We start from the raw sequence: 12,055 nt of genomic DNA on the forward strand, positions 1-12,055 counted from the left end.
AGCGACCACCGACATTTTGCTGTCGGTGGCCGTATTTGTTCTGTTTTCGAATGTGAATGTTGCTATTAAGCATAGTGAGAATGCAAAACTCCCGAGCGAACGAGCCCACTTTGTTTCATAGTCGAGCTTCTACCCGCGGGTTGCAGCTCGGTGTACAAAAAAACCGCCCCAAGAGGCGGATTCAGGTACCTTTCCGGTACAACGCCTCTAAGCGTTGATGGGGCAGGGTACATTATTACTTGTTGTTAACGGCTGCGAGACGTGACTTGTCGCGGCTAGCTTTGTTAGCTTTGATGAGGCCCTTGCTCTTAGCCATGTCGATTGCGCGAGTTGCGGCCTTGAAAAGGTCTGCACTGTTGTCGGCATCACTGGCCTTTGCGGTCTTGAAGCTCTTAACTGCGGAACGCATAGCGTTACGCTGCTTAGCATTGCGCTGACGAGCTGCTTCCTGGGTCAGAACACGCTTTTTTGCGGATTTAATCTGTGGCATATTGAAATTCACCTCCGAATTGGTGGTTTTTTTAAGTTGCAAACTACCAAGTTTCAACATGTGCCATTATACCCAACAGCGCGGCGGCTTGCAACGCTAATCACTTCTTTATTCACTCTGACTTGCAAGTTTTGTACCGTTCAGGTAAACTAACAAGCGTATTGCGAACCCTCACTTAGTACTGCGCGACACCGGCACTCTACTCAGTCTCGGGCAATAACATTAAATAAAGGTGGTATAGCATAATGGCTATTTCCAAGCAGCAGAAGAACGAAATCATTGCTAAGTACGCTCGTCATGATGGCGACACAGGTTCACCAGAGGTTCAGATTGCGGTTCTTACAGCCGACATTCTGGCACTTAACGATCACCTCAGTGTTCACAAGAAGGACCACCACTCATACGTTGGTCTTCTTAAGAAGATTGGTCAACGTCGTAACCTCCTCGGCTACCTGCGGGGCAAGGACGTTGTTCGTTACCGTGAACTCATCAAGAGTCTCGGTCTGCGTCACTAAAACAGTAATTCAGAAAGTCGATTCGCGCTTGCGGATTGGCTTTTTTTATTTTTACGGGCGCCATGGGACAACTAACGCTGCTTTTGACTAAAGACCCACCTCCGGAATAGGCGCGCGCATTAGCTTGTGGTACACTGAAAACAAGTGAATTTGTAACGAGCCCGCAAAAAGTGGGAACAATTAATTTCTGAGGTGAAATAATGACTAAACTGAACTTAGTCGTCCTCGGTGGTGTGCGTGATAACGGAAAGAACATGTACGCCGTTGAAGTTGACGACCAAATATTTGTGTGTGATTTCGGATTGAAGTATCCGGATAACGATTTAATGGGGATCGATGTTGTGATTCCCGATACGACTTACCTTGAAGATAATATTGACAAGGTGGCTGGAATTTTTCTGAGTCATGGACACGCCGACGCAATCGGGGCGCTGCCATACTTTGTTGGCGAGCATGATGTCCCTGTTTTTGGCAGTGAGCTGACTATTGCTCTTGCCAAAATGTACACGAGTCAGAATCCTAAGTCGAAGAAGTTCCATAATTTCCACGTGATCGATGCTAAGTCAGCAATTGATTTTGGCGACGTAACGGTTAGCTTCTTCCCAACGACCCACTCCATCCCCGGATCACTTGGAATCGTGATTGGGACACCGGTTGGTCAGGTTGTCTACACGGGCGACTTCAAGTTTGATCAGAGCGCCAACCAGATGTACCAAACTGACTACGCGCGACTGGCCCACATCGGTGAGGACAAGGTCGTTGCACTGCTGTCCGACTCCGCCAACGCGGAATCACCATACCAGATTGCCAGTGAACGCGAAATTGCCGACAGCATTAATGAAGCCTTCCAGTACCACACCGGCCGCATTATTGTTGCCAGTGTTGCTAGCAACATCATGCGTGTGCAGCAGGTGCTGAACGCTGCTGCTGCCAGCAAGCGCCGTGTCGTTCTGACTGGCCGCGATGTTGAGAAAATTGTGCGCACCGCGCTGAAGCTCAACTACTTGCGCCTGCCAGACCCAGACATTCTGGTCAGCACCAAAGACATGAAGACCTTGGATCCAGAAGAAACGGTCATCTTGGAAACTGGTCGGATCGGTGAACCGCTCAAGTCACTGCAACGCATGGCCAGTTCTCGGCACCGTTCAGTTACCATTACTGATGGTGACTTGGTCTACATCGTCTCCACGCCGTCACACGCGATGGAAACGACTTTGGCTCGCACCAAGGACATGATTTACCGTGCTGGCGGTGAGGTGAAGACCATCGCTGACGACATGCACGTTTCTGGACATGGTTCTAAGCAGGATCTGCAGCTCATGATCAACATGTTGCATCCAGATTACCTGCTGCCAGTGCAGGGTGAATACCGCCAGCTGGCTGCTCACGCTAGCATTGCTGAAGAGGTTGGCATTCCGGCAGACCACGTGATCATCCCCAGCATGGGCGACATCATCGGTTACAACAAGGGCAAGCTCAACATCTCTGGCTCCGCACCAGCCGGTAACACGATGATTGACGGAATCGGTGTTGGTGATATCGGGAACATTGTTCTTCGGGATCGCAAAATGCTCTCTGAAGATGGCATCATGATTGCGGTAGTTACCATCGACCGCAAGAAGAAGCGCATTGTTTCGCGGCCTAAGATTCAGAGTCGAGGTTTTGTTTACATTAAGACTAGTAAGGACCTGCTTGCTGAGTGCGGAACAATTGTTGCCGACACCGTGCAGAAGGACCTTGATAACAAGGAATTCGACTGGGGTCACCTCAAGCAGAATGTTCGTGACGAGTTGTCCCACTACCTCTTTGACCAGACCAAGCGGCGTCCGGTGATTCTTCCGGTTATCATGGAAGTTAGCCAGAATAGCGCCAAGCGGCAGTAGGAGTAGCAAATGAGCGGGATGGATGCGCACAAGAATGCACGGGCTGAATCACTGCGGCAACGCGCCGCAGGGTTCAGCGCGCTGCACGATGGCCACTTCCAGAAGGCAATTGAACTAATTGAAGGCTATTTTGCCGTGCTCAAACCGGCGGCAGCTAGTGCAGATCGTCTGGGCATCATTCGTCTAGGTCAAGCCTATATGGGCGCGGGCCGGGTGGATGATGCCTCTGCTCTCGCTAATGAATATTGTCATGTGCTCAAGACCGTTCAACCCGGGCGTGACTTCATGATGGATGTCGGGACGACCGCACCGGACTTTATGCTGACCCACATGGCAATCATGAATGCTTTTGATGAGGATGAGAGTGATTTATTCACGATTCGGTTGAACAACTTCGTTAAGAAATATGAACTGAAGGAACAGCAATTTATTGCCAAGGCTGTGCGGCGCATTAAACACATCGCCGGGCTTGAGATTTCTGAACAGCAAGAGATTTTGAACGTGACGCTGCGCCAACTGCCATTAGCGGATTCGATTCCCGCCATCGAACGGGCCATCCTCGACCCAGATTTGATGGGTTTGGTGCGCACGTCACTGATTGTGTGGTTGAAACAAGCGGATGTTAATGCGGAACTGAAGGTGAACGTGGCTGAACAGATTTGGCAGTTTAACCCGCGCTGGACTAAGTATCCTGAAGAGGATCAGACAATTTTGGCAGTGAATGCTGAAATTGCCCATCAATTTAAGGCGGATGTACTACCGCCAGATTTAATTCTCATCTTACTAAGTACGATTTATCCGGCGGTGGGGGATTTAATTACGAATGTTCCGGAGTTTGTGCGTGAACTCACAGGAATTGGTACCGGGGTTGCTTATGCAGAACTAATTACTAGGATGAATGCGGAACTGCAATCGCTGCCAAGGTGAGCAGCTTGTAAAATATTCAGGTCTATCGCACGTGCAGCTGTTTACATGACGCTGAAAACCCGCTATAATCATCTTCGGAAATTGTTTCCACAGGAAATAGCGCTTTGTATTTCCAGATATATGTAGTACACTAATATGTAAAGAATTCTCGGGATAGACGCACTGTCCTGGTTTCTTACAAAATACTCAGGAGGTTCGTTTTTTCATGGCTGAAAAAGAACACTATGAACGTACCAAGCCCCATGTTAACATCGGGACTATCGGTCACGTTGACCACGGTAAGACCACTCTGACCGCTGCTATCTCAAAGGTACTTGCAGAAAAGGGTCTGGCAAAACAGATGGATTTCGCAAGTATTGATGCAGCTCCAGAAGAAAAGGAACGTGGTATCACCATCAACACGGCCCACGTTGAATATGAAACCGAAAAGCGCCACTACGCGCACATCGACGCACCAGGTCACGCTGACTATGTCAAGAACATGATCACCGGTGCTGCCCAAATGGACGGTGCTATCCTCGTTGTTGCTGCTACTGATGGTCCTATGCCTCAGACTCGTGAGCACATTCTGCTTGCCCGTCAGGTTGGTGTTAACTACCTTGTCGTCTTCCTCAACAAGACTGACTTGGTTGATGACCCAGAACTGATCGACCTTGTCGAGATGGAAGTTCGTGAACTTCTGTCCGAATACGATTTCCCTGGTGACGATATTCCTGTTATCAAGGGTTCCGCTCTGAAGGCTCTTCAGGGTGACCCTGAACAGGAAAAGGTTATCATGGAACTCATGGACACTGTCGATGAGTACATCCCAACCCCAGTTCGTGACACCGACAAGCCTTTCCTTATGCCTGTTGAAGATGTCTTCACGATTACTGGTCGTGGTACTGTTGCTTCCGGTCGTATCGACCGTGGGACAGTTAAGATTGGTGACGAAGTTGAAATCGTTGGTTTGAAGCCAGATATTCTTAAGTCTACCGTTACCGGTCTTGAAATGTTCCGTAAGACACTTGATCTTGGTGAAGCCGGCGATAACGTCGGTGTCTTGCTTCGTGGTATTGGCCGCGACCAGGTTGAGCGTGGACAGGTTCTGGCTAAGCCAGGTTCAATCCAGACTCACAACAAGTTCAAGGGTGAAGTCTACATCCTTACGAAGGAGGAAGGTGGCCGTCACACGCCATTCTTCTCCAACTACCGTCCTCAGTTCTACTTCCACACGACTGACGTTACCGGTGTCATCGAACTTCCAGATGGCGTTGAAATGGTAATGCCTGGCGACCGTGTAACTTTCGAAGTTGACTTGATTGCACCTGTTGCTATCGAGCTTGGCACGAAGTTCACCGTTCGTGAAGGTGGCCGGACTGTTGGTGCCGGTGTTGTTACCGAAATCATGGACTAATAACATCTAGCACTGCAAAAAAGTGTCCGCTTGCGGACGCTTTTTTTGTACACAAAGTGACATGTGGAAAACAATTCCACGCGTCATGAACTGCTATGTTTCGTGCTGAATTTTGCGAATACTGACCCACTGTTTGTAAATTCGCTGCGAAAATGACTAGTTAATCCTGTGAAAACTAGCGCGAATGTCGCGCCAATGCGGGGTTTTCGTTTACAAGAACACTTTTTTCGGGTATCATAATACGGGTATGTAAAGCAGCGCTGAACCAGATGCGCTGACAACACAATGTCGGAGGAAAACCATGACTGCAAAGTGGAACAAAAAGGACGCCATTACCGGCGAACTTACTTTTGAAATTGATCAGAAACACATTCAGGACGGCCTTGATCAGGCATTTCTGAAGGTACGTAAGAACATCACCGTACCTGGCTTCCGTAAGGGTAAGATTACTCGGCCAATCTTCAACAAGATGTATGGCGAGCAGTCCCTTTACGAGGATGCACTCAACATCTTGCTTCCAGATGCATATGAAGCAGCTGTTACCGATGCTGATATCGAACCAGTTGACCAGCCGCAGATTGCTATCGAAAAGATGGATGAAGGCAAGCCTTGGGAAATCAAGGCAACGGTCACTGTTAAGCCAGAAGTTAAGCTTGGCGACTACAAGGGCGTTTCCGTACCTAAGCAGGCTAAGCGCGTTTACGCTGCTGATGTTGACAAGCAGATCGAAGACATGCGCCAGAAGATGGCTGAACTCGTTGTCAGCGACGAGCCTGCTAAGAAGGGTGACACCGTTGTTATTGACTACACCGGTACCATCGATGGTAAGGAATTCGACGGTGGTTCTGCTAAGAACTACAGCCTCGAACTTGGTTCAGGCTCATTCATCCCTGGCTTTGAAGACCAATTGATTGGTCACAAGTCTGGTGAAGACGTTACTGTTAAGGTAACCTTCCCAGAGGACTACCAGGCTGACGAGCTCAAGGGCAAGGATGCAGAATTTGCAACCACAATTCACGAAGTCAAGGTCAAGGAACTGCCTGAACTTGATGACGAATTCGCCAAGGATGCTGACGAAGACGTTGAGACCCTCGACGACCTGAAGAAGAAGGTTCGCGAAGATCTGAAGGCTAAGAAGTCTCAGGAAGCTCAGGACGCAATTGAAGAAGCTGCCATAAAGGCTGCTACTGAAAACGCAACTATCGAGCAGATTCCTCAGGCAATGATCGACACCGAAATCCAGCAGCAGATGGACCAGTTCATGGGCAACATCCAGCGTCAGGGTATCCAGCCAGAAATGTACTACAAGCTGACCGGTACGAGTGAGCAGCAGTTGCGCGATCAGTTCGCCGGCGATGCTGAAACCCGCGTTAAGACTAACTTGGTTCTCGAAGCAATTGTTGCTAAGGAAGACATCAAGGCTAGCGACGAGGAAATCGACTCCGAACTGGACAAGCTTGCCAAGGACTATGGTATGGAGAAGGACGCTGTGCGTAAAGCACTTTCCGACGACATGCTCGTTCACGACATTTCCATGCAGAAGGCAATTGCCCTCGTGCGGGACAGCGCCGTTGAAGTTAAGGACGACAAGAAGGACAGCAAGACGGAAGACGACAAGGACTAGTCCTAACTTCCCAATTGAATCTTTCGGAGAGGGCCGAGTAATCGGTCCTTTCTTGTACATATGGACATATCAGTTGTGCTGTCCGTTGGGCCTTTTGCGCCCCTGTGTTAGCATTACTCAAAGTGTCGGGGAGTTATTTATTGCCCCGTAGTGCGTCACGTCATAAAAGAGGGGTAAAAAAACAGTATGTTTGACAACGTAGATACTAAGGGTCCTGTCACATGCTCATTCTGTGGTAAAACGCAGGATCAGGTCAAGCGCATCGTCGCTGGCCCTGGTGTATATATTTGTAATGAATGCATTGATTTGTGCAAGCAGATCATTGATGAAGAATTTAAAGAGGAGTCCGTCCAGAATCTGACTGAGGTGCCAAAGCCAAAAGAAATTCTGAGCGTACTCAATGATTACGTTATCGGTCAGGATGAGGCTAAACGGGCATTGTCCGTGGCCGTTTACAACCACTACAAGCGGATCAACCAGATGGCAATCGCTGATGCGGGTGATACTGAGCTCCAAAAGAGTAACATCGCGCTCATTGGCCCGACTGGGAGTGGTAAAACCTTTCTTGCGCAGAGTTTGGCGCGGATTCTCAAGGTGCCATTTGCAATTGCTGACGCAACGACTCTGACTGAAGCCGGTTATGTTGGTGAAGATGTCGAGAATATCCTATTGAAGCTGCTTCAGAACGCTGATTTTGACGTTGAGCGTGCCCAGAAGGGTATCATCTACATTGATGAAATCGACAAAATTGCTAAGAAGAGTGAGAACGTCTCCATCACCCGGGATGTTTCCGGTGAAGGTGTGCAGCAGGCACTCCTCAAGATTCTTGAGGGTACCATCGCCAGCGTTCCGCCACAGGGTGGCCGGAAGCACCCGCAGCAGGAACTGATTCAGATCGACACGACTAACATTCTGTTCATCGTGGGTGGTGCTTTTGATGGCATCGAGACGATTGTGAAGGATCGCCTCGGTGAAAAGACGATTGGTTTCGGTACCGATGACGGTAAGAATTTGGATGAGAGTAAGAGTCTAATGCAGCAGATCATCCCTGAAGACTTGATGAAATTCGGGATCATTCCTGAATTCATTGGCCGGATTCCGATTCTTGCCGCTTTGGAAAAGCTCACCGAGTCCGATTTGGTTCGGATTCTGACCGAACCGAAGAACGCTCTGGTTAAGCAGTACACCAAACTGATGGAGCTTGATGGCATCAAACTCGAGTTCACCCCAGCGGCACTGAAGGCTATTGCCCATGAAGCCATCGAGCGCGACACCGGTGCCCGTGGTCTACGGTCCATCATCGAAAAGGTCATGCAGGGGATCATGTTCGACCTGCCAAGCCGGGATGACGTCAAGAAGGCCGTTATTACCAAGGAAGCCGTTTTGGGTACAGGCAAGCCGAAGCTCGTACTAGCTGACAAGAAAGCTTCGTAATCTTAGCGAATAGATTGTTCATGAACGTCTCCCGTGCCAAAGGGAGGCGTTTTTTTGATTCCCAGTTGACTGGAGATTTTGATTGCGGTGCAGCGGTCAAGTCGAAAAATGTGATACTATTATTGCAGCAGGAAAGCGAGGAAAATTATGAAAGTTACTGATGTCTCCCTGAGTATCAGCGCGGTGCGCGCGGAACAGTACCCAGACACTGACTACCCCGAGATTGCCTTTGTGGGGCGTTCCAATGTGGGCAAGAGTTCACTGATCAACACCCTGTTGCAGCGCAAGAAGATGGCGCGGACATCCGGTGTGCCCGGCAAGACCCAGACGCTGAACTTCTACCTCTTGAACAATTCACTCTACTTTGTCGATGTGCCAGGTTTTGGTTATGCAAAAGTCAGTAAGAGTGACCGGGCACGGTTTTCGGCCATGATCGAACAATACTTGCAGACGCGGCCCCAATTGCGCGGGGTTGTGCAACTGGTCGATGCGCGGCGGGAACCGAGTGAGCTGGATGTTTCGATGTACCACTATTTGCAGTACTATAAAATTCCGGTATTAATTGTCGCGACTAAGATCGACAAGGTGAAGCGCAACCAGTGGAATAAGAGCGAATCGTCACACAAAAAGGCCTTCGAGCTGGATGCAGCAACTCAGTGGCAACCGTTCTCCGCAACGGCCAAGACTGGCGCTGAAGATGTTTGGAACTGGATCGAGCAGAAGACGAATTCTTAGAAAGGGGTAGGGGCATGGAGTTTAATGATTACCAGAAGCTAGCTAACCGAACACTGGAGGGCAATGAGCACGTGTTGACCAACCTATCGCTCGGACTGGCAAGTGAATCAGGTGAGGTCATTGACCTGATCAAGAAGTACACCTTCCAGGGGGCCGACTTGGATAAAGAGCAGCTGCAGCATGAAATGGGTGATGTACTCTGGTACTTGAGCCAGATTTCGTTATGGGCTGATATTGATTTTGATGATGTCGCTAAAACGAATATTAAGGCACTCGAAGCAAAATATCCAAACGTCAAGCGATGAATATTCATTAAAGACTGCATAAAAAAGAGTGCCGCCCAGGAAGTTAATTCCCGTACGGCACTCTTTTTGTATATCAATTAGTCTTTGTTTTTCATTTGTTTGTCGAGCTTAGCATAAGCAGCCTTCCGTGCGGCTTCTTTTTCCGCCTTTTTAGCGTCAATGTCCTCGGGACGGAGCTTACCCTCCGGAATTGTGGCGAATTGGTCGAAAAGTTTGTCCATATCGGTCTGGCGATTTACTTTAATACCCATAATCCGACCTCCCTTCGGCCGTATTATAGCATGGGCGTAAGGATGACCGCATTACTTTTTCGTTGCGACAGAGATGTGAATGTATGAACTTGCAAAAAAGATTGAATTTTATGTGCATTTCGCTTGCATAAATATCATATTCAATGTATAGTAGCATCATTAACAAAAACGAAGGGGATCGTTAATTATGAAGAAGGTACTACACGTCGTCCTCGCGTTCCTGTTTAGCTTAGTCACTGTACTTAGTTTGGCTAATGCCCACCAGGTCAATGCGGCTGATGACAGTCTACAAAAAATCAAGGACAAGGGCACCATCGTGATGGGCACCAGTCCTGACTACGCTCCGTATGAATTTTTGGTCAACGTTGGTGGTAAGAACCGCGTTGAAGGGATGGACGTTGAGGTCGCTAAGCAAATTGCCAGCGACTTGGGCGTCAAGCTCAAGATCAAGCAGATGGATTTTGACCAGCTGCTGGTTGCGCTTGAAACAAAGAAAGTCGACATGGTTATTTCCGGCATGTCACCAACACCTGCCCGGGCTAAGAACGTTGATTTCTCCCACATCTACTACAAGGGTGGGCAGGACATTCTGGTCAACAAGGCTGATGCTAAAATCTATGCAAAGGGCAAAGATGCACTCCGGAACAAGAACATTGGTGCTCAAACTGGTAGCCTGCAGTACGAACTGGCCAAGAAGCAGGTGCCCGGTGCAACAGTTAAGGGCCTCGGGAAAGTTACCGATTTAATTCTCGCGCTGAAGAGCCACAAGGTTGACGCGGTGAACGTTGAAAAGCCAGTTGCCGAAGCATACGCGTCTAACGACAAGACCCTGACCGCCATTGATGGGCGTTACAACCTGGGTAGCGGCGAGACTGGGACAGCGATTGGGTTCCACAAGGGTTCGACCACGCTTGTTAATGCCGTTAACAAGACACTTGATAAAATCAAGAAGCAAAACAAGACTAAGGCTTACCTTGAAACAGCTGGTAAGTACATGGCTGGTAACACCCAGAACACGACCATGATCCACTACTGGAAGTACTTCGCATTAGGGGTTGGCTACACGCTGCTCATTTCCGCAATCGCTGTTGTCATGGGGGTTGTGATCGGGGTTATCCTCGCGCTGATGCGGCTGGGCAAGAACAAGGTTCTGCATGGCATCGCTGTTGCCTACATCGAATTCATCCGGGGCACACCTCTGATGGTTCAAGTAATGTTTGTCTACTTTGGGATCGGGGTGCTGGTCCAGATTCCAGCGCTCACAGCCGGCATTATCGCTGTTGGGATCAATTCATCAGCTTATGTTGCTGAAATCATTCGTTCCGGGATTGACAGCATTCCTGTTGGGCAGACCGAAGCAGCCCGTTCACTCGGGATGTCAAAGAATCAGGCCATGAGCAATGTTGTTTTGCCGCAAGCGATTAAGAATATCTGGCCTGCACTTGGTAACGAGTTCATTTCACTGATCAAGGAAAGTTCAATTGTTTCCATTATCGGTGTCACCGACCTGATTTACCAGCTGAAGGTTGTGCAGACGGCCACATACCGTGGGATCGCACCAATTGCCGTTGCGATGGTTCTCTACTTCGTAATGACGTTCACACTGAGCCGGGTACTTGGGCACTTTGAAGGGAAGATGAATCATGAAGGATAATGTATTACTAGATATCAAGGACGTTACTAAGTCCTTCGGCAAGAACAAGGTGCTGACGGGTATTTCGGAAACCGTTAATAAAGGTGACGTGATTGTTGTCATTGGTGCTTCTGGTGGTGGTAAGAGTACCTTCTTGCGGAGTCTGAATTGTCTCAGCAAACCCACATCAGGCCACGTGTACTTTGAAGGGACCGACCTAGTAACGCTTCCCGATAAAAAACTGGATGAAGTCCGGGAGAAGATGGGAATGGTTTTCCAGAGCTTTAACCTCTTCCCGAATAAGACCGTGCTGGACAACATCACGCTGGCACCAATGAAGGTCAAGGGCATGGATCAGAATGCCGCTAACGAGAAGGCCCACGAGCTGTTAAAGCAGGTTGGACTCGATGAAAAGGCCGATGCTTACCCAAGCAGTCTCTCCGGTGGGCAGCAGCAACGTGTTGCTATCGCGCGGGCGCTGGCGATGGAACCTGACGTGATGCTCTTCGACGAACCAACCAGTGCGCTGGACCCCGAAATGGTCGGTGAAGTGTTGAAGGTTATGCAAGATCTTGCCAAGTCCGGGATGACCATGATCGTGGTTACGCACGAAATGGGCTTTGCGCGCAAGGTTGCGGATCAAGTTTGGTTCATGGATGGTGGCCAAATCGTTGAAAAGGGTACTCCGGAGCACATCTTCGAACACCCTGAACAGGATCGGACCAAGGACTTTTTGAGTAAGGTATTGGAACAGTAATCTGATGTACAAAAACGGACCTGGCAGCTTGCCTGGTCCGTTTTTTTGCGTTCGCATTGATGCGGGGGCCCGCTTGTCTAAACTACTAATGACCGGTACAATATA

At 49.1% G+C, this 12,055-nt stretch carries 12 protein-coding genes; 10 read left to right on the plus strand and 2 right to left on the minus strand.

Translation table 11 applies throughout. The annotated features are described in order from the left end of the window. Window positions 1–235 precede the first annotated feature (235 nt). Window positions 236–490: a 30S ribosomal protein S20 gene (gene rpsT, locus GN107_RS02110; protein WP_155285883.1), complete on the minus strand. Its 255-nt coding sequence runs from the start codon at window positions 488–490 to the stop codon at window positions 236–238. 245 nt (window positions 491–735) lie between these two features. Here rpsT and rpsO point away from each other — a divergent pair, with 245 nt between their 5' ends. The 8 genes from rpsO (at window position 736) to GN107_RS02150 (ending at window position 9,309) form a co-directional block, all read left to right on the plus strand. Then, on the plus strand, window positions 736–1,005 hold the full coding sequence (gene rpsO / locus GN107_RS02115) for a 30S ribosomal protein S15 (RefSeq protein ID WP_155285882.1): 270 nt from the start codon (window positions 736–738) through the stop codon (window positions 1,003–1,005). A 200-nt stretch (window positions 1,006–1,205) separates the two neighbouring features. Further along, window positions 1,206–2,888 (plus strand): ribonuclease J, encoded by a 1,683-nt coding sequence (locus tag GN107_RS02120; RefSeq protein WP_196246198.1) that lies wholly within the window; start codon window positions 1,206–1,208, stop codon window positions 2,886–2,888. Between the two features lie 9 nt (window positions 2,889–2,897). Further along, on the plus strand, window positions 2,898–3,815 hold the full coding sequence (locus GN107_RS02125) for a hypothetical protein (protein ID WP_155285880.1): 918 nt from the start codon (window positions 2,898–2,900) through the stop codon (window positions 3,813–3,815). Between the two features lie 205 nt (window positions 3,816–4,020). Next, entirely contained in the window at window positions 4,021–5,211 is a 1,191-nt protein-coding gene (tuf, locus tag GN107_RS02130; RefSeq protein ID WP_155285879.1) for an elongation factor Tu, read from the plus strand. A 301-nt stretch (window positions 5,212–5,512) separates the two neighbouring features. Continuing rightward, the gene (gene tig / locus GN107_RS02135; protein WP_155285878.1) at window positions 5,513–6,835 is read left to right on the plus strand and encodes a trigger factor; all 1,323 of its coding nucleotides are present in this window, start codon (window positions 5,513–5,515) and stop codon (window positions 6,833–6,835) included. Window positions 6,836–7,021: 186 nt separating this feature from the next. Further along, a complete protein-coding gene (gene clpX / locus GN107_RS02140; protein WP_155285877.1) occupies window positions 7,022–8,269 on the plus strand; it encodes an ATP-dependent Clp protease ATP-binding subunit ClpX in 1,248 nt (415 codons plus the stop codon). Window positions 8,270–8,416: 147 nt separating this feature from the next. Continuing rightward, on the plus strand, window positions 8,417–9,004 hold the full coding sequence (yihA, locus tag GN107_RS02145) for a ribosome biogenesis GTP-binding protein YihA/YsxC (protein WP_155285876.1): 588 nt from the start codon (window positions 8,417–8,419) through the stop codon (window positions 9,002–9,004). A 14-nt stretch (window positions 9,005–9,018) separates the two neighbouring features. Next, window positions 9,019–9,309, plus strand: coding sequence for a nucleoside triphosphate pyrophosphohydrolase family protein (locus tag GN107_RS02150; protein ID WP_155285875.1), 291 nt, complete (start codon window positions 9,019–9,021; stop codon window positions 9,307–9,309). 77 nt (window positions 9,310–9,386) lie between these two features. Here the strand turns inward: GN107_RS02150 and GN107_RS11295 are convergent, their stop codons facing one another. Further along, window positions 9,387–9,560: an SPJ_0845 family protein gene (locus tag GN107_RS11295; RefSeq protein ID WP_196246197.1), complete on the minus strand. Its 174-nt coding sequence runs from the start codon at window positions 9,558–9,560 to the stop codon at window positions 9,387–9,389. 187 nt (window positions 9,561–9,747) lie between these two features. On the opposite strand from GN107_RS11295, the gene GN107_RS02155 reads away from it, so the two are divergent. Both GN107_RS02155 and GN107_RS02160 read left to right on the plus strand, forming a co-directional pair. After that, the gene (locus GN107_RS02155) at window positions 9,748–11,214 is read left to right on the plus strand and encodes an ABC transporter substrate-binding protein/permease (RefSeq protein ID WP_155285874.1); all 1,467 of its coding nucleotides are present in this window, start codon (window positions 9,748–9,750) and stop codon (window positions 11,212–11,214) included. Next, a complete protein-coding gene (locus tag GN107_RS02160; protein ID WP_155285873.1) occupies window positions 11,204–11,950 on the plus strand; it encodes an amino acid ABC transporter ATP-binding protein in 747 nt (248 codons plus the stop codon). Before GN107_RS02155 ends, GN107_RS02160 begins: the two co-directional genes overlap by 11 nt. Window positions 11,951–12,055: the final 105 nt, after the last annotated feature.

The organism is Lacticaseibacillus zhaodongensis, from assembly GCF_009687905.1.
Classification (GTDB): Bacteria; Bacillota; Bacilli; order Lactobacillales; family Lactobacillaceae; genus Lacticaseibacillus; species Lacticaseibacillus zhaodongensis.